Annotated in this window: 20 protein-coding genes, 1 pseudogene and 1 riboswitch; of the genes and pseudogenes, 13 read left to right on the top strand and 8 right to left on the bottom strand. The window is 39.9% G+C overall.

From position 1 onward, the window contains the following. Positions 1-60: 60 nt before the first annotated feature. On the bottom strand, positions 61-903 hold the full coding sequence (locus G8O30_RS01050; protein ID WP_239673167.1) for a LysR family transcriptional regulator: 843 nt from the start codon (positions 901-903) through the stop codon (positions 61-63). 229 nt (positions 904-1,132) lie between these two features. Here G8O30_RS01050 and G8O30_RS01055 point away from each other — a divergent pair, with 229 nt between their 5' ends. Beyond that, complete coding sequence (locus G8O30_RS01055) at positions 1,133-1,798, top strand: type 1 glutamine amidotransferase domain-containing protein (protein WP_239673168.1); 666 nt, start codon at positions 1,133-1,135, stop codon at positions 1,796-1,798. Between the two features lie 24 nt (positions 1,799-1,822). Beyond that, on the top strand, positions 1,823-2,110 hold the full coding sequence (locus G8O30_RS01060; protein ID WP_239673169.1) for a putative quinol monooxygenase: 288 nt from the start codon (positions 1,823-1,825) through the stop codon (positions 2,108-2,110). Positions 2,111-2,282: 172 nt separating this feature from the next. On the opposite strand, the gene G8O30_RS01065 is transcribed toward G8O30_RS01060, so the two are convergent. The 3 genes from G8O30_RS01065 to G8O30_RS01075 all read right to left on the bottom strand — a co-directional run bounded on the left by G8O30_RS01065 (position 2,283) and on the right by G8O30_RS01075 (position 6,285). Beyond that, on the bottom strand, positions 2,283-3,539 hold the full coding sequence (locus G8O30_RS01065; protein WP_239673170.1) for an MFS transporter: 1,257 nt from the start codon (positions 3,537-3,539) through the stop codon (positions 2,283-2,285). Positions 3,540-3,660: 121 nt separating this feature from the next. After that, complete coding sequence (locus tag G8O30_RS01070; RefSeq protein ID WP_239673171.1) at positions 3,661-4,914, bottom strand: S8 family peptidase; 1,254 nt, start codon at positions 4,912-4,914, stop codon at positions 3,661-3,663. A 114-nt stretch (positions 4,915-5,028) separates the two neighbouring features. Continuing rightward, entirely contained in the window at positions 5,029-6,285 is a 1,257-nt protein-coding gene (locus tag G8O30_RS01075; RefSeq protein ID WP_239673172.1) for a S8 family peptidase, read from the bottom strand. 391 nt (positions 6,286-6,676) lie between these two features. Between G8O30_RS01075 and G8O30_RS01080 the strand changes: the two are divergent. Next, positions 6,677-8,106: pseudogene (locus tag G8O30_RS01080) on the top strand (NAD-dependent succinate-semialdehyde dehydrogenase). 55 nt (positions 8,107-8,161) lie between these two features. Here the strand turns inward: G8O30_RS01080 and G8O30_RS01085 are convergent. Continuing rightward, positions 8,162-8,368: a hypothetical protein gene (locus G8O30_RS01085; protein WP_239673173.1), complete on the bottom strand. Its 207-nt coding sequence runs from the start codon at positions 8,366-8,368 to the stop codon at positions 8,162-8,164. A 371-nt stretch (positions 8,369-8,739) separates the two neighbouring features. On the opposite strand from G8O30_RS01085, the gene G8O30_RS01090 reads away from it, so the two are divergent. The 6 genes from G8O30_RS01090 to G8O30_RS01115 all read left to right on the top strand — a co-directional run bounded on the left by G8O30_RS01090 (position 8,740) and on the right by G8O30_RS01115 (position 16,045). Further along, positions 8,740-9,696: a thermonuclease family protein gene (locus G8O30_RS01090; RefSeq protein WP_239673174.1), complete on the top strand. Its 957-nt coding sequence runs from the start codon at positions 8,740-8,742 to the stop codon at positions 9,694-9,696. 185 nt (positions 9,697-9,881) lie between these two features. Continuing rightward, positions 9,882-11,054: a DUF5667 domain-containing protein gene (locus G8O30_RS01095; RefSeq protein WP_239673175.1), complete on the top strand. Its 1,173-nt coding sequence runs from the start codon at positions 9,882-9,884 to the stop codon at positions 11,052-11,054. A gap of 439 nt (positions 11,055-11,493) precedes the next feature. Continuing rightward, complete coding sequence (locus G8O30_RS01100) at positions 11,494-11,883, top strand: ArsR/SmtB family transcription factor (RefSeq protein WP_239673176.1); 390 nt, start codon at positions 11,494-11,496, stop codon at positions 11,881-11,883. Beyond that, complete coding sequence (locus tag G8O30_RS01105) at positions 11,861-13,981, top strand: heavy metal translocating P-type ATPase (protein WP_239673177.1); 2,121 nt, start codon at positions 11,861-11,863, stop codon at positions 13,979-13,981. Before G8O30_RS01100 ends, G8O30_RS01105 begins: the two co-directional genes overlap by 23 nt. A gap of 872 nt (positions 13,982-14,853) precedes the next feature. Continuing rightward, the gene (locus tag G8O30_RS01110) at positions 14,854-15,438 is read left to right on the top strand and encodes a YdhK family protein (protein WP_239673178.1); all 585 of its coding nucleotides are present in this window, start codon (positions 14,854-14,856) and stop codon (positions 15,436-15,438) included. Between the two features lie 58 nt (positions 15,439-15,496). After that, on the top strand, positions 15,497-16,045 hold the full coding sequence (locus G8O30_RS01115) for a TVP38/TMEM64 family protein (protein ID WP_239673179.1): 549 nt from the start codon (positions 15,497-15,499) through the stop codon (positions 16,043-16,045). A 58-nt stretch (positions 16,046-16,103) separates the two neighbouring features. Here the strand turns inward: G8O30_RS01115 and G8O30_RS01120 are convergent, their stop codons facing one another. Continuing rightward, a complete protein-coding gene (locus G8O30_RS01120; RefSeq protein ID WP_239673180.1) occupies positions 16,104-17,627 on the bottom strand; it encodes a PAS domain S-box protein in 1,524 nt (507 codons plus the stop codon). 264 nt (positions 17,628-17,891) lie between these two features. Beyond that, positions 17,892-18,000: riboswitch (TPP riboswitch) on the top strand. Between the two features lie 155 nt (positions 18,001-18,155). Between G8O30_RS01120 and tenA the strand changes: the two genes are divergently transcribed. Genes tenA through thiE form a run of 4 tightly spaced genes read left to right on the top strand, consistent with a single transcriptional unit; the run spans position 18,156 to position 21,106 of the window. Further along, positions 18,156-18,848, top strand: coding sequence for a thiaminase II (tenA, locus tag G8O30_RS01125; protein ID WP_239673181.1), 693 nt, complete (start codon positions 18,156-18,158; stop codon positions 18,846-18,848). Then, on the top strand, positions 18,845-19,651 hold the full coding sequence (thiM, locus tag G8O30_RS01130; RefSeq protein ID WP_239673182.1) for a hydroxyethylthiazole kinase: 807 nt from the start codon (positions 18,845-18,847) through the stop codon (positions 19,649-19,651). The genes tenA and thiM overlap by 4 nt, the downstream gene beginning before the upstream one ends. Continuing rightward, on the top strand, positions 19,648-20,499 hold the full coding sequence (gene thiD / locus G8O30_RS01135) for a bifunctional hydroxymethylpyrimidine kinase/phosphomethylpyrimidine kinase (RefSeq protein WP_239673183.1): 852 nt from the start codon (positions 19,648-19,650) through the stop codon (positions 20,497-20,499). Before thiM ends, thiD begins: the two co-directional genes overlap by 4 nt. Next, positions 20,468-21,106 (top strand): thiamine phosphate synthase, encoded by a 639-nt coding sequence (gene thiE / locus G8O30_RS01140; protein WP_239673184.1) that lies wholly within the window; start codon positions 20,468-20,470, stop codon positions 21,104-21,106. Before thiD ends, thiE begins: the two co-directional genes overlap by 32 nt. A 109-nt stretch (positions 21,107-21,215) precedes the next feature. Here the strand turns inward: thiE and G8O30_RS01145 are convergent, their stop codons facing one another. Both G8O30_RS01145 and G8O30_RS01150 read right to left on the bottom strand, forming a co-directional pair. After that, positions 21,216-21,728, bottom strand: a complete 513-nt coding sequence (locus G8O30_RS01145) for an NAD(P)H-dependent oxidoreductase (RefSeq protein WP_239673185.1) — start codon at positions 21,726-21,728, stop codon at positions 21,216-21,218. 136 nt (positions 21,729-21,864) lie between these two features. Further along, the gene (locus G8O30_RS01150) at positions 21,865-22,293 is read right to left on the bottom strand and encodes a MarR family winged helix-turn-helix transcriptional regulator (protein ID WP_239673186.1); all 429 of its coding nucleotides are present in this window, start codon (positions 22,291-22,293) and stop codon (positions 21,865-21,867) included. Positions 22,294-22,304 lie beyond the last annotated feature (11 nt).

Below are 22,304 nucleotides of genomic sequence, written 5' to 3' on the forward strand. Positions count from 1 at the left end.
AGCACAGTTAGACGGTCGCCAAAACCACTTTTCTGCTAGTCACGCGACCGTCTACTTACTTCACTTTAGCATTGCGAGCACTTTTTTACCTACACTCTCTTCCCTTGCGATCAAGCTAACTGTTCGTTTAATAGGAAATCCTTCAATTGGTATCGCTCTAACATTAGGAGAGATACCTTTTGTAAAGATTTCTGGCAAAATAGAAATGCCAATGTTCGCTTCAATAAACCCCAAAATGCTGTGGCCGAATTCTATTTCTGCTTGAATATTCAACGTAGCATTTCTTTCAACAAAAGCATCTTGTATTAATCTTCTTGCATCACATGTTTCCAAAAGCATAACAAACTCTTCATCCTTTATTTCTTTAAACGTAACAGATTCTCTGCTGCCAAATAGGAGATGGTCCTTATGAGCAAATAACAAAAAAGACTCCGAAAATACTGGCGTAGAAAAATAGCTATGTTGTATACCTGTCTCATCAAAGAGGGCTACGTCTATCTTCCCCTCATTCAACCCTTCTAATAATTCCACATAACTATGAGAAATTTTCAGCGAATAATCCGAGCGATTGGCGGAGGCTAATTTCGTAGGTAAATAAGAAGTAGCAACGCTTGGCCAAGCTCCAATTGTGACCCCCATCAACCCCTGTTCAAGAGCAATCGCTTTTTTTACCGTGTTTAATTCTTTTAAAATCCGCTGACTAACTGGCAACAATCTTTCACCAGCTTGCGTGAGAGAAACACCAACCGTAGTCCTTTTAAACAAAGAAGCTCCTAAATCATTCTCTAGGTTTTTAATTTGTTTACTAAGTGCAGGTTGACTCATATGTAAAAGTTCACTAGCTTTCGTTAAGCTTTGTGTTTCTGCTGTTAATTGAAATGCTTCTAACCATTCGAATCTCATGTTTTGTCCCTCATAACTTTTAGTTATTCCCACCAAACTTAGTGGAAGTACCAATCTATTTAAAGCGATGATAACCTATGGTTGTAGCAAAAACAAATGCAACAACTTTGATTGATTTTGTTACGTTTAACACTTTACTCATCGTGGTAAAGTGAGAATAAATAATTTAATAGTAGTGAAATATATATCGTTGGGATTTATTAACTAAAATTTATTGGAGGAATGAACAATGACTAAACATATTTTAATGGTAGTAACAACAGCAGATAAAATGAACGAAGGACACGAAACAGGACTATGGTTATCTGAGTTCGGTGAAGCATATGTAGAATTTGATAAATTAGGTTATGAAATTACCGTTGCAAGCCCTAAAGGTGGAAAAGCTCCTGTCGACGATCGAAGCCTAGAAGGTGGAGTACCTCAAGAAATCTTAGATACGGCGAAATATCTTGAAAACACAATAAAACTAGATCAAATCACAGATGCATCTAAATTTGACGCAATCTTCATGCCTGGTGGACACGGTACGATGTTTGATTTACCAGACAACACGAAATTACATGAACTAACTCGTGAACTATATGAAGCAGATAAAGTAGTCGCAGCAGTATGTCACGGACCAGCTGGACTAGTTGGTGTAACACTTTCTAATGGTAAACCACTAGTAGAAGGTAAAACAGTAACTGCTTTCACAGATGAAGAAGAGCGTGAGACAACACTAGATCGCTTTATGCCATTCCTTTTAGAGACTCGTTTACGCGAACTTGGTGCTAATGTAGTAGTAAAAGAAAACTGGGCAAACCATGTACAAGTGGATGGAAAATTAGTAACTGGTCAAAATCCTCAATCTACTGAAGCTGTAGCAAAAGAAGTAGTTAACCTTTTATCAAAATAAGTAGTTCTAACAGGAGGGTGTTTTATGACAAATGTTGTCATTACAGCAGTGCTAAAAGCAAAGCCTGGAAAAGAAGCGGAAGCATTGGCAGCGCTGCAGGAAGTAGTAACACCATCTAGAGAAGAAGAAGGGTGTATGACGTATCAGTTGCACCAATCTTTGGAAGATATATCTACCTTTGTTTTCTACGAAGTGTGGAAAGATGCAGAAGCTGTCCAAAAACATGTAGAGTCTGCACATTACGTTACCTACCGAGAGAAAGCAGCAGAGCTATTTGAAGATAGAACTGTGTATAAATTAGCGAAAGTTTAACAATGATTGGTGAAAAAGCTATCTGTATTTTTCTGGATAGCTTTTTCCGTTCTATTTTGAGCATAACGTGCGCTCACGGAGGAGAGAATGCAGAGCAGAGCACACGTTAAAGAAATAACGTGCGCTCACGTAGAAGGGAAGGCAGAGCAGAGCACACGTTATTCCCCAAATGTTAATGTGCAGGCATAGCTTCCGCTTTTGGGCTTTTATCAGAGGACTTCCCTTTAATAAAAAAGATCACTGCTAACAAAATGACACCACCGAGTATCCCTGCCCCAATAAATGTTTGGTTTAGCAGGTCTTTCATTAAAACAGACATCAAGGGTGGACCAGCTGCAACGCCAATAAATCTGGAAGAGCTATAAAAAGAGGAAATGGTACCACGCTCTGCTTTTTCAATGTTTTCGGTAATAAGAGCATCCAACGTTGGAAGCAAAGCGCCAATGGATAATCCCACAAAGCTAGTTACTGCTAGTAGCAAATATAACTGCTCACTTGTAAATCCTACAAACGCGACTGCAACAGACATTGTGACCAAACTAAACATCATGATCCACTTCATTAGTTTCAAGTCGCCTTTGATCTTTTTTCCTGTAATAAAGGAGGCGATACATAAAAATAAGAGAGGGATTGCCAATACAAATCCTTTTAAAACACCATGAAGGTCGTGAACTTTCTCCAAGTAATCAGACAAAAAGAAGAGAGTTGCAAACAGCACGAGCATCACGTAAGCGCCGACAAGAAAGACGGTGAAAATCCATTTGCCTTGCTTTTTGAAAATATCTTTCGTCTTGTGCAGAAATACTTTTATTTCAACAGGCTTATCCGTATTCTTTGGAGCTTTAATAAAGAAAATTACCAATAGAATTGAGATTAGACTGAAAAAGGATATCGAGAAAAACGGTAAAAACCATAAAAATGCCGCAAAAGCAGCACCTAAAATAGGGCTTAACACTTTACCAAATGTATTAGATGTTTCAATGGTCCCTAGACACGAACTGGTTTTTTCATCATCGTCTTTGTAGAGGTCTCCTACTAAAGGAAGAATAATAGGTGCCGCACCTGCAGCTCCGATTCCTTGCAGAACACGGCCGACAATAATCCATGTGAATGGATCGTTCATTTTCCATGAAGCAAATCCAGCGATTAATCCACCAATCAGAGACATAATTAGACTCGGTAAAATGACCATTTTTCGACCATAACGATCAGAAAGATAGCCCGCAATGGGAATTAAAAAAATAGATGCAATAGAATAGCTGGTGATAATCATGCTTGTTTGAAAAGAAGTCACGCCTACTTTTTCTTCAAAGATTGGAAGAACAGGGATAAGCATGGAGTTTCCAAGCGTCATTACGAGCGGAATGGATGCCATACTTACGACACACCAGTTACTTACTTTATTATTAGTTGTGCATTGTTCAGCCATCTTGTCACCTCGTCCATGTCATAGATTCTGCTATTAAGTATTTGTTGGGTAGCGTTAGTAAATACATGGGTAAAAAAGTAAAAAAACTTCCGAACATATTGCTCGGAAGTCTTCTTAAACATTATTTTACTGTTGGGAAACCAAATCCAGATGCAATGTCATCACCAGCAGCTGCATGTAATCCACCGTTGATATCATTTGCTTTCGCACGATTTTGTAGCTCTGTACGTAATTGTTGTGCAGATAAAGATGGATTCTGTGCCCAGATTTTTGCAGCTAAACCAGAAACGTGTGGAGTAGCCATGGAAGTTCCACTGATGGAGTTGTATCCACCATCAATCCAAGTAGATAAGATATTTCGACCTGGTGCCGATAGTTCTACATCTTTTTCCGTAATGGAGAAATCACCAGCTGTAGCTTTGACACCACGTGAAGAGAAATCTGCTACTCGGTAGGTACCATTTTCAAATGTGTTCTCAAGAGCAGCAACGGCAATTGCTTCTGGAAGTGCTCCAGGGTAACCGATTGTATTTTCGTTAGGACCAGAGTTACCAGCAGCAGCAACAACTAAAGCACCGTTAGCGTTAGCGTATTTTACTGCGTCAGTGATTAACGTGTCTTTACCAGAGGAACCAAGCGACATCGAGATGATTGTTTTAACTCCTAAACGTTTTCCTTCATCTGCAGCATGGCGGATAGCATAGGCAATGTCATCAGAGAAACCAGAGCCTGTATTACCTAAAACTTTATACGCCCATAGACTTGCTTCTGGTGCTACACCGTAGATTCCTGTCTTATTCGAGCCGCCATCAGCTAATACCGTACCAGCAACGTGTGTTCCGTGACCGTTTAAATCTGAACAGCTACCGTTACGAAGAGGGAAAAGGAAACCAGTGAAATCCTTACACTGTTCCACTCTGCTTGCTAAGTCTTGGTGATCCTTCTTAGCACCAGTATCTAATACTGCAACACGTACATCTTTTCCGCCAGAAGTAGCTGTAATGTTAGCATCTTCATACATTGCTTCAATTCCCCAAGGAGTTTGGTCGGTTGGTGCAGCAGCACTTGGTCTTAAATCAATTAGATCAACGTGTACTTCGGATACTTTATTAATTGTAATATTCTTGTTTTTCTTTAACGCTTCATATTGATTTTGGTTTACAGTTGTTGAGAATGTCTTCTCATCTAATTCCCAACGTACACCATATTTCTCTTTTGCATTGGCCTTTTCTTTTTTATCAATTGTTTGAATGTAAACTCTAAACTTTTCTTTTGTGTTACTATCGTCCGCAGTCGCTGCATTTACAGTTGGCTGGAAAGAAGAAAGAGTAAGTAAACTACCAAGTACAATAGAAGAAATTAATTTTGATTTCATGATATGCCTCCATAAAAAATAATTTTTTCGCGTTAAGTAGGCAGGTCACCATTCAGACAAGCCGAATGGTGAAATTAATAAACCCGCATAAATTTCTATGAAAATAGTAATCTCTTATTTAACAGTTGGGAAACCAAAACCAGCAGCGATGTCATCACCAGCAGCTGCATGCAATCCACCGTTAATGTCGTTTGCTTTCGCACGGTTTTGAAGTTCTGTACGTAATTGTTGCGCAGTGAAAGAAGGGTTCTCAGCCCAAATTTTTGCTGCTAATCCTGAGATATGTGGTGTAGCCATGGAAGTACCACTGATTGTGTTATAAGTTCCGTTGCTCCATGTAGAGAAGATGTTACGACCTGGTGCAGAAAGTTCCACATCTTTTTCTCCGATTACATAGTCACCAGCAGTTGCTTTTACACCACGAGAAGAGAAGTCTGCAACGCGATAAGTACCATTTTCAAATGTATTTTCTAAAGCAGCAACAGCTACTGCATCTTTTAATGCCCCAGGGTAGCCGATTGTGTTTTCGTTAGGACCAGAGTTACCAGCAGCAGCCACCACTAAAGCTCCATTGCTATACGCGTAAGTAACAGCGTTAGAAATTAGGGTATCTTTACCAGCTGAACCAAGAGACATAGAGATAATTGTTTTTACGCCCAAACGTTTACCTTCATCAGCAGCATGACGGATAGCGTAAGCAATGTCATCGGAATACCCTGAACCACTGTTACCAAGTACTTTATATGCCCACAGCTTAGCGTCAGGTGCTACACCGTATAATCCTGTGCCTGTATCACCACCATCAGCAAGAACAGTTCCTGCTACATGCGTACCATGACCATTTCTATCTTCACATTTTCCGTTAATTAATGAGCTAGATCTTGCAGTGAAATCTTTACATTGCTCAGCATTGTTTTTTAAATCAGTATGTGTGGTTAAAACGCCAGTATCTAGAACTGCAACGCGGACATTGTTACCACCTGAAGTCGCTGTAATGTTGGCATCTTCATATATAGCTTCAATTCCCCAAGGTGTTTGATCTGCAACAGCAGCAGTTCCAGTAGATGGCTTAGCTGCGACTTGCACCTCAGAGACTTTACCCACGGTTAAATTTTTATTCTTTTGGAGCGCTTCGTATTGCGCTTGATTGACGGATGTGGAAAATGTATTTTCATCTAGTTCCCAACGTACGCCAAACTTTCCTTTTGCAGCAGCTTTTTCATTCGAGTTAGTAGAGGTAATAAAGACTCTGAACTTTTCTTGATTACTTTCCGGTTCAAACGTTTTCGCTTCTGTAACAGTACTGAATGATGGGAATAATAATGCAGCTCCTAGTACAACAGTAGATAAAAGTCTTGATTTCTTTTTCAATAAAATCCACCCTTTCAATCTGTAATGATGAATATTCAAATAATATTCACAATTCAGATATTATCAGAGGTACGGTTGTTTATATACCGGTTAATTAGGCCTATTAGATAATTCAGATAATAAAATAATGCCAATAATACTACCTTAAATAAAACGAAAGACTTATAATTAATCTAAATATTTGGAAAATTAAAGTGTTAATAAAACGACTCTTGAATTATTATCTTAAGTCGTAAGGGTACTTGGGAAAATAACTTGTATGGAACACTATTTTAAGACTCATGGAGAGGGAATTTTATTATTGGATAAAATAAACCGATGTTTCGTAGAGAGGTAAAAAGGATAGTAACAATAAAGAGTAGAAATTTAAATTAGAGCAGGAGGGAATACAATGTTTTTACATAAAAATTATATAAATGGTGAGTGGATCGAAACGGAAGAGAAAGTAGAGGTAGTGAACCCAGCTACATTAGAGGTATTAGGGACAGTACCTGACGCTTCAGAAAAAGAAGCGAAAAGTGCAGTAGATGCCGCACACCAAGCATTAGCTGGCTGGGCTGGTTTATCGGCATATGAGCGTAGTGAGTATCTGGCTAACTGGAGTCGTCTAATTGATGAGGAGCAAGAGGAATTAGCGAAAATTATGACGTTGGAGCAAGGAAAGCCTAAGAAAGATGCTATCGGTGAACTAGTGTACGGAAATGCCTATATGAAGTGGTATGCAGAAGAAGCCAAGCGGGTGTATGGAGAGATCATCCCTGCATCGACGAAAGATAAACGAATTTTTGTAAAACATGAACCTGTTGGAGTAGTTGCAGCTATCACCCCGTGGAACTTTCCGGCAGCGATGATAACTCGAAAGTTTGCACCAGCGCTTGCAGCTGGATGTACTGTCGTACTAAAACCTTCGGAAGAAACACCGTTTACCGCTTTAAAATTAGCGGAGCTAGCAGAGAAAGTGGGAATACCTAAAGGTGTCATCAACATCGTAACCGGTGATGCTAAGACAATTGCAGGTGTATGGCAAAAAGATGCGCGTGTTCGCAAAATAACGTTTACAGGGTCTACACCAGTTGGGAAAATCCTAATGAAAGACGCTGCGGAGACAATGAAAAAGATTTCTTTAGAACTTGGTGGGCAAGCCCCATTGATTGTTTCTCAGCATGCAGACTTAGCAAAAGCGGTCGATGGAGCGCTTCAAGCAAAGTTCCGAAACGGTGGGCAAGCATGTGTTGCAGCAAACAGATTTTTGGTGCATGAAGATTTATTTGATGAATTTGTAGAAAGGATCACCGCTAGAACTGCTGAATTAGTTTGCGGGAATGGATTAGAGGAAGGGGTACATGTTGGTCCATTAATCAATGCTGATGCAGTGGAGAAAGTGGAGAAGCATGTAAACGATGCGGTGGAAAAAGGAGCAGAGGTTACTACGGGTGGAAAAAGAGCACACGTGGGAGCAGGTCACTTCTTTGAACCAACTGTTATTAAGGGCGCTACAGACGATATGCTCTGCTTCCAGGAAGAGACATTTGGTCCTGTTATCCCTGTTTCTACTTTTAAAACCTTAGATGAAGCAATCCAGCGAGCGAATAACACACCTTATGGATTAGCGGCTTACGTTTTTACAGAGAAAATGAATGAAGCCATTTATTTAATGGATCGACTTCAGTTTGGAATCGTCGGAATTAACGATGGATCCACTTCAGCAGCTCAAGCTCCTTTTGGGGATATAAAGAGAGTGGTCTTGGCCGAGAGGGTGGAAAAGAAGGAATTATGGAATATCTAGAAGTGAAGTATATCTCTTTGGGTGGTTTAGATTAATGGAATAGGGAAAAGAAAGGGGTAGAATAGTCTATCCCTTTCTTTTGATATCATATTAATAATAGTAAGGTGGATAGTAAGGATAAGGTGGGTATGGATAATAAACAGGTGGTCTTACAGCAGGAGCTAATAATGCTGCACCTAACAAACCTCCAGCCACACCTCCAAGAAATGGACCTCCAAAAAACGGTCTACGGCCAAAGCCTCCTACGAATATACGTTGATTACCATTGCGATAGTGGGGCACACCAAAATGTTGCATACTTCTTTCCTCCTCTCTGTCTACTTAATACTATTCAGACAAATGGTAAATGGCTGGGCAGGTACCTACACAATTGACAATGGACAAAATAATAGTCTTATCTGCTTAGTAAATAGAGGATATTATCATGTTAGTTACAGTAAATTAATCGGTGGATTTTGGTCATATCATCTTTGAATATTTTCCAACGGTAGGAGTTTATGCTTCTTGAAAGACAAGTGGGAAAGTGTTCAGGCATTGATTTAGCTAACAGGTTGAGAGTATATTTGTTTACATTGTTTAACAATAGGATAATACTTAGATAAACAAGGAAAAGTAGCTAGTAAGCTACTTTTTTTGTTATAAGTATATTATGAAAGGCAGGAAATTCGATGAGAGGATGTTTATTTGTTATCGTCATATTAATTCTTCTTCTGTTTCTCCTTCAATTTCCCCTTATTATGATCGGAATTGTCATTACGGCTTGGGGAATTAGAGAGTGGAAGGCTAGTACGCGTTTACAAAAAAAGAAAACGCGTTCTATTGTTCTCATTGTCCTTGGTATCACCATTAGTTTAATAGGTTTTGCAACCAATGGTGGCGACTCAACGAATGACAGGAAATCTGAGGAAGTAAATTTTCATAATTCTACTATAGAAGGTCCAAAAGGCAATGTGGAAAGTGAACGAGAGGCAGAAAGAAAAGCTCAAGAACTTATAGAGTCACCCAATTTGACCGAGCGTGAAAGGCAACAATTATTGGACGATTTACAACTAGAAGCAGTTACCATTGATAGAGTAATTGATGGTGATACAGTTGTGACAGAAAGTGGAGAAAAAATTAGATTGATCGGTGTGAACAGTCCGGAAAGTTCTAATCGCATAGAAGAGTACGGAGAAAAAGCTAAAAAATATACTACTGCAATGATCCTAGGTAAAGAAGTCTTCTTGCAACGAGATGTTTCTGATAGAGACCGATATGACAGACAACTTCGCTTCATTTGGTTGGAGATTCCGAAAAGTGTTAGGAATGAACAAGAAATAAGAGAACACATGTTTAATGCAGACCTGCTATTAAATGGATATGCAGAACCTTCTACTTTCCCACCCGATGTGTCGTATAGTAAATTATTCCGAAAATTTGCGGAAGAAGCTAGAGAAAAAGAAGTAGGGTTATGGTCAATTGGACCTAATGGAACAACTTCTGGAGATTTCGATCAGAAAGCGGAAAATGGAGACTTCGCAAACTGTACGGAACTTCGAAAAGTTTACCCTAATGGAGTAGGGAAAGAACATCCTTCCTATAATCCAAAACACGATGGTGACAAAGATGGATGGGCCTGTGAATAACTAAATATAGGTATATGTGAACTTGGAAAAAACACGATTTGTTATTAAGGGAAATCGTGTTTTTTTTGGTATGAAAGATAGTATGAATATTCTACTATTTTCTATCTTTTTTCTAATAAGCCGACAAAAAGGAGAAAACGGTTCCGTATCTTTTAACGAAAAACAAAAAAGGAGATGGAACAAACATGAATAATAAAAAACTATATCAATTAGCAACTAGCGGAATGATTACGTCAGCTCTATTATTAGCTGCTGCTGGTGGAACAGTTTCAGCAAATGAAAACACTAGTGTAGAAGAAACAGAAGCGATTATCGTCGAGGGTATCTCACAAACTGATGAAGTAGTAGAAGTTCCTGAATTGGAAGAAGAAGCACCTTCTCTAGTACCAGGAAAGTTCTTCTATTTTGTGAAAACGTTTATGGAAAACATTCGTCTTGCTATTACGAACGATGATTTCAAAGAAGCAAAACTATTAGCTGAATTTGCTGCAGAGCGTATTGCAGAAGCAAATGCATTAATTGCTGATGGGAAATCAGAAGAAGCTGCAGAGCTATTAGAAAAAGCTTTATCAATGCAAGAAGAAGCGAGTGACCTACTAGAAGGTACAGAGGAAGAAGTAGAGCAAACTCCTGAAGAAGACACTATGGAGGAAGAAACTACAGAAGAAACGGAAGCTGTAGAAGGTAATACAGAAGAAGTGACGGAAGAAGAAACTGCTGAAGAAGATACAGTAGAAGAGACAGAAGAAGAAGTAACAGAAGAAGATACGGTGAAAGAAGAAGTTCGTACAATGCTTGGAAACAATATTTTAGCGTTGCTTGCTGCTTTAGAAAAAGTGGACAACCCAACTGCTCAAGAAGCGTTAATGAAAAATATTGAGAAGAGCTTCGGTAAACTAGAGAAGAAGATCGAAAAAATCGAGAAAAAAGAACAAAAGAAAATGGAAGAAGTAGAAGTTGAACTTCCAGAAGAAACGACAGAAGAAGTTATTACAGATGAAGTAGAAACAGATGAAATAACAGAAGAAACGGTTGAAGAAGTAGTAGAAGAAACAACAGAAAAAGATGAAACTGTGGTAACACAACCAGAGAAAAAGCAAACTGGTAAAGCTGTTGCAGAAGAGAAAAAAGCAGAAGTGAAAGAGAAGAAAGAAGAAACAAAAGTTAAAACAGAAGAGAGAAGAGCAGAAGGTAAAGAAAAAGCTGAAAAAAACAAGCAAAAGAATGAAGATCGCAAACAAGATAAACATAACAGTAAGTCTGAAAATGATGACGAGCAAGAAGATAAAGAGGACAACGAAGACAATGATTCAAATCGTAAAGGAAATGGAAAAGGCAACGGTAAGGACGACGAATAAAAAGTAATCTTGCCCTATACACAAGAGGTAACGATTTAAACTAGAAGAAGAGGCTGAGATAAAATAAGAAGGTACATTCAAAATACGAATGTACCTTTTTTGTGTTGTTTTTGTATTAAATTATTTCAAAATACGAATGTACCTTTTTTGTGTTGTTTTTGTATTAAATTATTTCAAAATTAATGATTCTACAGAATAAATATTTGGGATTAGAGTCGCCTCCTGCAACGGAAATCCCTGTGCAGTCACTTTTGGTTAATGTATAAAGAGAGATTATTCACTTCATATTCCCTGTTTTATTAGTGCAGGTATAGTACAAAAGACTATGACATTCAAATACTTATTTGAAATGTTTTCTTTGACATATCCTTCGCTTCTGCATACACTAAGCATATAATCAAACATTCAAACAACTATTTGAATATAAAGGGGATGCGAAATGAGTCAAATAATAAAAAAAGATTCCACATGCGATACTACATGCTTCAATGAAGAATTAGTAAAGGATTTAAAGGACAGAGTAGAAGAAGTAAATGGTGTAGCCGAATTGTTTAAAGCATTAGCAGACCCAACTCGAATGAAAATTGCTTATGCATTAACGATAGAAAAAGAACTATGCGTATGCGATGTTGCCAATATTATTGGATCTACAACAGCAACAGCTTCACACCATTTGCGTCTATTAAGAGATAAAGGGTTAGCGAAGTTTAGGAAAGACGGAAAAATGGTTTACTATTCACTAGACGATGACCATATTCACCAGCTCGTTTCCATTGCATTAATTCACTCTAAAGAAGGTGTAAGCCATGGCGAAGGAAATAGAAAATAAACAAGAAACGTACAGATTACAAGGGCTTTCCTGTACAAATTGTGCTGCTAAATTTGAGAAAAACATACGTGATATCTCCAGCGTGTCAGACGTTCAGCTGAATTTTGGAGCATCCAAAATTACGGTGTTCGGTGATGCAACGGTAGAACAGTTAGAAAAAGCAGGAGCGTTTGATGGGATCAAAGTGTACCGTGAACAAGAGACAAATAGGAAAAAAACACCTTTGTGGCAAAGTAAACATGTTCAACAAACATTTATCTCTTTCTTATTTTTACTAGCGGGTTACGTAGCATTCTTCTCTTTTGGAGAAGAGTCTTACTGGACGATAGGACTGTTCGCACTGTCTATTATTATCGGTGGAGTTAGCCTATTTAAGGAAGGGTTAAAGAATTTAGTCTCTATCCATTTTGATATGAAAACGTTAATGACGATAGCTGTAATAGGTGCTGCTTTAATTGGGGAATGGAGTGAAGGAGCAGTAGTGGTGTTCCTTTTTGCTATCAGTGAGGCACTGGAGCAATACTCTATGGATAAAGCAAGGCAATCCATTCGTTCACTAATGGACATAGCACCGAAAAAAGCCGTTGTCAGAAGAAACGGATTAGAGATTGAGCTTGCGCGAGAAGAGATGCAGATTGGAGATATTTTGTTAGTCAAGCCAGGACAAAAATTGGCGATGGACGGGGAGGTAGTGAAAGGAACGTCGACTATTAACCAATCCACCATAACGGGTGAGTCAATCCCCGTTTCCAAAAAAGTTGGGGACGAAGTGTATGCTGGTACTTTAAACGAAGAAGGCTCTTTAGAAGTGAAGATTACGAAGCGAGTGGAAGACACCACGATCGCTAAAATTATTCATTTAGTAGAGGAAGCACAAGCAGAACGTGCACCCTCACAGGCTTTTGTGGATAAATTTGCGAAGTATTACACCCCTGCTATACTAGTGATCGCTGGAATGGTAGCGACGTTTCCTCCTCTGTTTTTCAGTGGTGATTGGTCAGAGTGGATCTATAGGGGATTAGCGGTATTGGTAGTTGGTTGCCCATGTGCACTTGTCATTTCGACACCAGTTGCTATCGTAACAGCCATTGGCAACGCTGCGAAGCAAGGTGTATTAATTAAAGGCGGTATTCATTTAGAAGAGGCCGGTAGATTAAAAGCTATTGCGTTTGATAAAACAGGTACGTTAACAAAAGGACAGCCAGAAGTAACAGACATCGTGTTGTTAGATTCTTCAGAAGTAGAAGTAATCAAGATAGCGATGGCAATAGAAAAATACTCTCAACATCCTTTGGCATCAGCAATCTTGTTAAAAGGAGAACAGCTTGGTATTGACCAAAAAGAGTTGGAAGCTGCAGATTTCCAATCAATAACAGGTAAAGGTGCCAAGGCGACTGTTGATGGAGTAGAGTACTTGATTGGAAGTCCAGCGTTATTCGATGAAGTACCTTCGGAAGTGCTGGAGAAAGTAACGTCCCTGCAAGAAGAAGCTAAGACAGTGTTGTTGCTTGGAACACACCAAAACGTATTAGCCATCATCGCCGTAGCTGATCAGGTGAGAGATACTAGTAAGGCGGTTATTAAAGAGCTGAGCAGTATTGGTATTCAGGAAACAATCATGCTCACTGGAGATAATAGCGCAACTGGTAAAGCTATTGGAGAGAAAGTTGGCGTTACCAATGTGAAAGCGGAATTGCTTCCACAGGATAAGGTAACAGCTGTGAAAGCTCTGCGTGAAAAGTATGGAAGCATTGCAATGGTGGGAGATGGAGTGAATGATGCTCCAGCATTAGCTACCTCAACAGTGGGAATCGCAATGGGCGGCGCTGGAACTGATACAGCGCTTGAGACGGCAGACATTGCTTTGATGGCAGATGACTTAACGAAGCTACCGTATACGATTGGTCTAAGCAGAAAAACACTGACGATTATAAAGCAGAACATTTCTTTTGCCTTATTGTTAAAAGTGGCTGCACTGTTGTTGATCATACCAGGATGGTTAACACTCTGGATGGCCATCTTCGCAGACATGGGTGCGACATTGTTAGTAGTATTTAATTCGATGAGATTGATTGGATACAGAACGAAAAATAAATAGAAGTATAGTGGGGACAAAGCGGAATTCCGTTTTGTCCCTTTCTTTTGTCGCAAGTGGGCAAAACCGGCATGGAGGAAGCGGGACCGAGGCGATAAAAGGGATAAGTCGCCATGTCAGGAGTGGGACCGAGGCGACAAAAGGGTTAAGTCGCCATGGTAGGAGTGGAAGCGAGGGGACAAAAGGGTTAAGTCGCCATTGGGGAGTGGAAGCGGGGCGACAAAAGGGTTAAGTCGCCATGACAGGAATGGAAGTGAGGCGGCAAAAGGGTTAAGTCGCCATGGTAGAAGTGGAAGCGAGGCGACAAAAGGCTTAAGCCGCCATGGGGGAAGCGGGACCGAGGCGACAAAAGGGTAAAGTCGCCATGGCAGGAGTGGAAGCGAGGCGGCAAAAGGGTTAAGTCGCCATGCCAGGAGTGGAAGCGAGGCGACAAAAGGGTAAAGTCGCCATTGGGGGAGTGGAAGTGAGGCGACAAACGGGATAAGTCGCCATGGCAGGAGTGGGACCGAGGCGACAAAAGGGTTAAGTCGCCATGACAGGAATGGAAGTGAGGCGACAAATGGCTTAAGCCGCCGAGAAAACAGCGTGCCCCATGCGGCAAGTCGGAGAAGCCGGGGAGAAAGCAGCGTGCCCCATGCGGCAAGTCGTAGAAGCCGCCGAGAAAACAGAGTGCCCCATGCGGCAAGTCGCCAAAGCCGCCGAGAAATCAGCGTGCCCCATACGGCAAGTCGTCAAAGCCGCGGAAAAAGCAGCATGCGCCATACGGCAAGTCATAGAAGTCGCCAAAGCCGCCATCCGAGAGTTTCCCCCCAACTCCATATTACTTTTTAATTTGATTTCTATTGGCTATACTTTCATTATAGGAGGCGATGACAATGAAGAAATATACACTCATAGGAAGCTTAGCACTTTCTTCCATTCTTTTGTTAGGTGCTTGCAACAATGATGAAGAAGTAAACGAACCAGAAGAAAACGCTCAACAAGAAGATCACAGTGACATGGACCACAGTGGTATGGATCATTCGGAGATGGATCACTCTAGCGACGGCTCTATACCAGAGGGACTAGAAGAAGCGGAAAATCCTACATATGAAGTCGGATCCAAAGCAAAAATCCAAAATGCTCACATGGATGAAATGGAAGGTGTGGAAGCGACTATCGTTGGAGCTTTTGACACGACAGCCTATGTCATTACCTACACGCCAACTTCTGGCGGCCCTGAAGTGAAAGACCACAAATGGGTTGTGCAAGAAGAATTACTGAATGCTCCAGAAGCGCCAATTGAACCAGGCACAGAAGTAGAAATCAATACCGACCATATGGAAGGTATGATGGGAGCGACTGGTGTAATTGAAGCTGCAGAAGAAACAACTGTCTACATGGTAGATTACACCACAACGGATGGTAAAGAAGTGAAGAATCATAAGTGGGTAACACAGGAAGAATTGACGGATTTATGATATAAAAGAAGCTAAGCGATGAAGCGTCGCTTAGCTTTTTCAGTAGAAAGGAAATTATATGAGTATTCTAGAACAATGGACCACACTAGACCCAATATTAGTGGCTATTATAAGTATCCTTATGAACATTATTGTATCCATTTTAGGAGTGGTTCCAAGTACATTCGTCACACTTGGCACCGTTTCTGCTCTCGGTGTACAAGCAAGTATCCCTATTTTAATTATTGGAGAAGCACTGGGAGCTATGGCGAGCTTTATCCTATATCGAAAAGGGATTAATCTCTTCCGTGAAAAGCAAGAAAAGCCTGTAAACAATAAATTTCTACGCATTGTAAGAGATAAAGAAGGTGCCGAGGCCTTCTTTGCCGTCATTATTTTAAGGTTACTACCGTTTGTACCATCTGGGTTAGTTGCTCTAACCGCTGCATTTAGTAAGATGGGATTTCTATCCTTCACGATTGCGACAACGATAGGGAAAATTCCATCCCTTTTCTTAGAAGTTGGATTTGTCACCGTTCTCCAACAACTGCCCACCTATCTTTATGTAGGGACCCTAGTACTCTTATTAGTAGTGAGTTTGTTATCCTTTAAAGCAAAAAGAAACTAAAAAGCAGCGAACCTTTCTGTTAAGGAAGAGAGGTTCGCTGCTTTTACTTTAGACCTTACTACTGATGATGAAGCGGCAATGTTACTCTAGCAGTAGTTCCGACATTCACTTCACTTTCATACACAAGACTACCATTGTGCTGATCAATTATTTTGTAGGTAACTAATAATCCTAGTCCTGTTCCTTTTTCTTTCGTTGTATAGAATGGAGTGCCTAGCTGGACCAACTTTTCTGACGTTATTCCCTCACCAGAATCCACTATTTCCACTGTCACTAACGAAGCAGTTTGTTGAACATTTATTAAAATGGAGCCACCTGATTTATTCATTGATTCCATTGCATTTTTTATTAGATTCACAAATACTTGTCTCAATTCATTAGGTACACAAAAGACTACTGGACTACATGTGATATTCCTTTTTATCTCGACGTTATGTAAGATTGCTTGATTATCCAATAAGACTAGAACGCTTTCTAGAATTTCTAATAAGTTGGCATAAACAAAATGTTTTGCTTGAGGCTTTGCTAAAATCAACATCTCATTGGAAATCAGTTCGATATGACTTAGCTCATTTGACATGATCGATATATATTCTCTTGTAATATCGTTTTTCGCATCTAGTAATTGTAAAAATCCTTTAAGGGAGGTTAATGGATTTCTAATTTCATGCGCAATGCCGGCTGCAATTTGCCCAACTGTGGTTAATTTCTCTGAATGCAATAAAGCTTTCTCAGAAAACTTTCGCTCTTGTATATCTCTTGTGGTACTAACAACTTGTGTGAGCTTTCCGTTCTTATTATAAATTGCTGTAGAAGTTGTTTCCAACCAAGTTAAAGTGCCTTTTTTCGTAAATGCTCGAAACTCTACACTGGAATTACTATCTGATTGAAGGATTTTATCTCGATACTCTTTTACTATTTCTCGATCTTCCGGATAAATAAACCGATCAAAGTTATTCCCCATCACTTCTTCTAAACTATAGCCTAATATTTTCTTTGCTGCTGGGTTGATATAGGATAAGGAACCATCAGATAACGTGATCGTTATAATATCTTTAGATTTATTAGCAATGATGGTATACATACTTTCTAGTTCTTTTTGTTTTACATAGGAGATGGCAGTAATTGCTTGTTTACTCATTAAAATAGTTAACTTGATATCTAATTCTGTAGGTGTATATGGGGCAAAGTGGTAGATGGCGAATGTGCCATAAATTTTGTCTCGGAAGATTATAGGAACGGACCAAACAGCTCGAACACCAACTTTATCACTGTGAACGACAAAAGGCTTCCATATTTCGCTTTTGTGTGTATCTTCTACTATTACTACGCGCTTTTCTGCTACAGCAACTCCACATCCACCCATTCGTAAAGGGAGGTTACTAGCAACCTTCGTGTAAGAATTTGGGAACGCTTCATATCCTGGTCCGGGATTAAGTGTTTGAGACGATTCATCATAAATCATTGTGGTAACGGTAGCTTCTGTAAATATTTCTGACAAGTAACCTACCAATCTTGTAAGAATTACCTCTATGGTATCATCTGATTCAAAAGGGTTTTGATGCAAAAATTCATCTATCATATACGATACCTACTTTTTCATTTATTGTATTTTAAATTATTTTTAACGACACCTTAACGGAAGTGGATTATCTTAACTTTTAGCTTATCAGATAACAAAGATAGATACACTAACTCTCGTAAAATTATATAGATCTTGGTTGAGTTTCCTTCGTGCTATTTCGACATTAAATTTAAACAAACGTTTGATCAATGAGGTAGTTATCTTTTTGCTTGAATTAATTTTCTGACATGTTATAGTGAAAGAAACGTCACAACTACATATTTTTACCACTAGGGGGGCCTATACAATAGGCTGAGATGAGCGTGTTACGCAAAGACCCTTTGAACCTGATCTAGTTCATACTAGCGGAGGGAAGTGGGCGAGTCGTTCAATGTGTTTATTATTTATTGACCTTCTAACGCCACTTCCATTGGGAGTGGCTTTTTTGTTACGTGACCAGTAACCACTCATCGTTGATCACGAGATGTGGTCCGTTCTTAGATGAGTATTCATGTTCCATCTAAAACAAAAAAGGAGCGATTCATAATGACCACTTTTACAAAAGACTTACGAGAAAAAGTAGCACCGATTTGGGAAGCAAGCTTTCAGCACCAGTTTGTCAAAGGGATTGCAGACGGTAGTTTACCGGTAAAGAACTTTAGACACTATGTGATGCAAGATTCTTACTATCTACACCATTTTGCGAAAGTGCAAGCACTCGGTGCGATTAAATCAGACAATATGGATACTGCGCAGCGTTTTGTGACACATGCGAGTCACACATTTGAGGCAGAGCTTTCCTTGCATCAACATTTTTATGAACTATTAGATATTACAGAAGAAGAGATTCAAGCGTTTGAACCAGCTCCGACTGCTTACGCCTATACGTCCCATATGTATCGTGCCGCAGAAGAAGGGACGTTAGCGGATTTACTAGCAGCGATTTTGCCTTGCTACTGGCTGTATTATGAGATTGGCCAGAAGTTGCAACACGCAAAACCAAACCATCCAATCTATGATAAATGGATTGCAACCTATGCATCAGATTGGTTTGGTGAACTAGTGACAGAACAAATTAATCGTTTAGATGAGCTGGTAGGTGAGTTATCAGATCATGAGAAAGATAGAATAGAGAAACATTTCGTGAAGAGTAGCTATTACGAGTTAGCATTTTGGGAGATGAGTTGGTCATTAGAATCGTGGGATTCGTTGATGAATAGAGAGGTGGCACAACGATGATATATGATGGGCTGCTGTTACAAAAGATTCGACAAGAGAATCCTTTGGTTCACAATATCACCAATATCGTGGTAGCCAACTTTTCTGCTAACGGATTGCTTGCTTTAGGGGCCTCACCGATTATGGCGGATTCACCAGAAGAAATGGAAGATATGGTGACTATTGCTTCCTCCGTCGTTTTAAACATCGGTACGTTAAACCCTACTACTGTGGAAGCAATGATTTTAGCTGGAAAAGCCGCGAATGTAAAAGGAGTTCCTGTCGTGCTGGATCCAGTAGGAGTTGGGGCAAGTCAATTTCGTCGACGTGTTGTTCAGACTATTTTGCAAGAAGTGAATGTGGATGTGATTCGTGGGAATATTGGAGAGCTTGCAACGATAGCAGATGTGGAGTGGCAAGCAAAAGGGGTGGACGCTGGAGTTGGGTCTCATAGCGCTGAGTACATTGCAGAATTGGTGGCGACAAAACATAAATGTACGGTTGGAATGACGGGAGAAATCGATATTATCACGGACGGGAATACGGTCTATAAGGTAAAAAATGGAGACCCTGTAATGCCGCTTATAACTGGTTCTGGCTGCTTACTAAGCGCCGTTATTGGTGCATTTTTAGGAGTGGAATCAGCGTCTACTATTCTTTCAAAAGTAACAACTGCTATTGCGACATACGGCGTGGTAGGAGAGCTGGCAGCAGAAAAAACCAAGTTACCTGGTAGTTTTGTGGTTGCCTTTATGGATCTTTTACATGATGTGACTGCGGAAGATATAAAGCCACGACTGCAAATAGAGGAGGTAGTTCGATGATTCCTCAAGTATTGACGATTGCAGGATCGGATTCAGGAGGCGGCGCAGGTATTCAAGCGGATTTAAAGACGTTTCAAGAACTTAACGTCTTTGGTACATCCGTTATTACAGCTGTGACTGCTCAAAATACAACTGGAGTGCAGGCTGTATACCCGATGAGCGCAAGTGCAGTTGAGAGTCAACTAGCTTCTATTGGAAATGATTTTACAATAAGCGCTGTGAAGACAGGGATGTTATTTGACCATGAAATCATTGAAGTGGTTGCGGCGGCAGTCAGGAAATACGGCTTTAGAAAATTAGTAGTTGACCCTGTGATGATTGCTAAAGGAGGAGCTTCCCTTTTGCAGGAGAAAGCGGTAGAAGCTTTAGTGCAAAAATTAATCCCTCTGGCAAAAGTGATTACGCCTAATATTCCGGAAGCGGAAGTGCTAACAGGTGAATCCATTCGTAACATGGAAGATCGGTTGCGTGCTGCAGACGATTTACTTAGTATGGGAGCAGAATGTGTCATTCTAAAAGGAGGTCACGCTGAAGAATCAGATGCATGGGATCTCGTAGTTAGAGGAACGGAGAAGTATGTGGTGAAAAGTAATAGACTTCACACCCAAAATACACATGGAACGGGATGTACCTTTTCGGCTGCGTTAACAGCAGAACTAGCAAAAGGAAAAACTATTAGAGAATCTGCTTATCTAGCAAAATGCTTTATCTATCAGGCTATTAAGCAAGATTTGCACATTGGCAACGGACATGGACCAACAAATCATTGGGCGTATCAAGAGAGTGCACGACATCTTACTGGTGGAGGGGTTATCGTTGAACCGGTTGTACTATCAAGACATTCGTAAGCAATTGGAGATCTATTTTATTTTAGGTAGTCAAAACGCGAAGAAAGACCCTTTGGAGACAGTAAAAGAAGCACTAGAAGGTGGCATTACTTGTTTTCAATTTAGAGAAAAGGGTATTGGTAGCTTGCAAGGTGCAGAGAAACGAGAATTAGCAACATCCCTCTTCGCGTTGTGTCAGCAGTATCATGTTCCATTTATTATAAACGATGACGTCGACTTGGCGATAGAATTAGATGCTGATGGCGTACACGTTGGGCAAGAAGATGAAGATATTGCTTCCGTTAGAGAGAAGATAGGTCCAAGTAAAATGTTAGGAGTCTCTGTGCATACAAAAGAAGAACTGAGGAGAGCAGCGGAACTTGCTGACTATGTGGGGATTGGTCCGGTATTTGGCACACGCTCAAAAGACGATGCAAAAGAACCAGCAGGAACGTGGTTAATTGAGCATGCGACCAAAATGTATCCTTCTCTTCCTAAAGTAGGGATTGGAGGAATTACTCCCGAGAATGCGGTGATTGTGAGAAATGCAGGTGCCGATGGAGTAGCAGTAATATCTGCTATTGCTGCAAGTAAGGATATTCGGTTAACTGCAAATCTATTTAAATAAAAAGAAAGCTGCGGAGGAAACGGACTTCGCAGCTTTTTGTTACGTGACCAGCAACACCGAAGAGTAGCATACATTCGACAATATCTTTAAACAAACGTTTGATCAACTATTAAAAATGCTTGATCATCCTCTCTGCTTCAATAGATAGATCTTCGGGAGAAAGAGTTCGTACACCTTGGATTGCATATGTTGGTAGGAAACGCATTCCTGTTAAATTGGCTGTTGCCTGAAACGGTTTCGTTAACTCACTAATGCTGTAATGATTAAAACCACCAGCTTGGTAAGCAGTTTCTGGACCACCGGTGGAAATAATTAACCCGAACTCTTTTCCATGTAGTTTTGTTCCTTGAGTACCATAAGCCCAACCATATTCAAGCACAACATCTTGCCACTCTTTTAATAGAGAGGGGCTGCTGTACCAATATAACGGGAATTGAAAAAGGATACGGTCATGTGCAAGTAATAGTTCCTGTTCTCTCTGTACATCTATTTTTCTATCAGGATATTCTGTATATAAATAATGGACAGTAACATTTTCTTCTTGTGACCATCTTGTAGCTAAATGTTTGTTTACAATAGATTCATTAATGGAAGGATGTGCAACAATTACTAAAATTTTCATATCAATAACTCCTTTTATTTGTATGTACAAATGATGGGGTAAAAAAAGTATATCTCTCTTATGTTATTAGTAGAGAAGTATCGTAGACACCAAGGGAAGCGAAGGTGGTAGATCCCTTGGTAACGATATAAGACACTTAATCCTCAAACTTTTCGCTTGCCTCATGCAACATTCTACTTAATTGAAGACTGAAGTCTTTTCCAAGAATGGTCGCATATTCTTCAAAAAGTTCTTTTAACAAACGTCTAAACTCCACGTATTTCTCTTCCCCTATTTGGGTTAGATAGATATTTGTTTCTTTTCCGTCCATTTTTCGATCCACCATTTTATGCTTCACTAATTTATCAATAAAGCGAGTGCTGGTAGAAGGTGCGATGGAAAGACGCTGGCAAAGTTCTTTTTGCGTTATTCCAGGATGAAAATGGATGACCATTACCATATACAAATATGACGGTGCCAGTTCTTGCTCAAACACGTCTTCCGTGAGTTTCGTAATGTGCCTAGCGAAACGGTTTGCGGAAAAGAACAAGCAATTCATTAATACTAACTCTTCTTCGGACTTCATGTTATCCACCC

The sequence above is a fragment of the Mangrovibacillus cuniculi genome, assembly GCF_015482585.1.
In the GTDB taxonomy this organism is placed as follows: Bacteria; Bacillota; Bacilli; order Bacillales; family R1DC41; genus Mangrovibacillus; species Mangrovibacillus cuniculi.

Coding starts and splice junctions, on each gene's coding strand:
- G8O30_RS01050 (WP_239673167.1), bottom strand. CDS start 903: ATGAGATTCGAATGGTTAGAAGCATTTCAATTAACAGCAGAAACACAA.
- G8O30_RS01055 (WP_239673168.1), top strand. CDS start 1,133: ATGACTAAACATATTTTAATGGTAGTAACAACAGCAGATAAAATGAAC.
- G8O30_RS01060 (WP_239673169.1), top strand. CDS start 1,823: ATGACAAATGTTGTCATTACAGCAGTGCTAAAAGCAAAGCCTGGAAAA.
- G8O30_RS01065 (WP_239673170.1), bottom strand. CDS start 3,539: ATGGCTGAACAATGCACAACTAATAATAAAGTAAGTAACTGGTGTGTC.
- G8O30_RS01070 (WP_239673171.1), bottom strand. CDS start 4,914: ATGAAATCAAAATTAATTTCTTCTATTGTACTTGGTAGTTTACTTACT.
- G8O30_RS01085 (WP_239673173.1), bottom strand. CDS start 8,368: ATGCAACATTTTGGTGTGCCCCACTATCGCAATGGTAATCAACGTATA.
- G8O30_RS01090 (WP_239673174.1), top strand. CDS start 8,740: ATGAGAGGATGTTTATTTGTTATCGTCATATTAATTCTTCTTCTGTTT.
- G8O30_RS01095 (WP_239673175.1), top strand. CDS start 9,882: ATGAATAATAAAAAACTATATCAATTAGCAACTAGCGGAATGATTACG.
- G8O30_RS01100 (WP_239673176.1), top strand. CDS start 11,494: ATGAGTCAAATAATAAAAAAAGATTCCACATGCGATACTACATGCTTC.
- G8O30_RS01105 (WP_239673177.1), top strand. CDS start 11,861: ATGGCGAAGGAAATAGAAAATAAACAAGAAACGTACAGATTACAAGGG.
- G8O30_RS01110 (WP_239673178.1), top strand. CDS start 14,854: ATGAAGAAATATACACTCATAGGAAGCTTAGCACTTTCTTCCATTCTT.
- G8O30_RS01115 (WP_239673179.1), top strand. CDS start 15,497: ATGAGTATTCTAGAACAATGGACCACACTAGACCCAATATTAGTGGCT.
- G8O30_RS01120 (WP_239673180.1), bottom strand. CDS start 17,627: ATGATAGATGAATTTTTGCATCAAAACCCTTTTGAATCAGATGATACC.
- tenA (WP_239673181.1), top strand. CDS start 18,156: ATGACCACTTTTACAAAAGACTTACGAGAAAAAGTAGCACCGATTTGG.
- thiM (WP_239673182.1), top strand. CDS start 18,845: ATGATATATGATGGGCTGCTGTTACAAAAGATTCGACAAGAGAATCCT.
- thiD (WP_239673183.1), top strand. CDS start 19,648: ATGATTCCTCAAGTATTGACGATTGCAGGATCGGATTCAGGAGGCGGC.
- G8O30_RS01145 (WP_239673185.1), bottom strand. CDS start 21,728: ATGAAAATTTTAGTAATTGTTGCACATCCTTCCATTAATGAATCTATT.
- G8O30_RS01150 (WP_239673186.1), bottom strand. CDS start 22,293: ATGAAGTCCGAAGAAGAGTTAGTATTAATGAATTGCTTGTTCTTTTCC.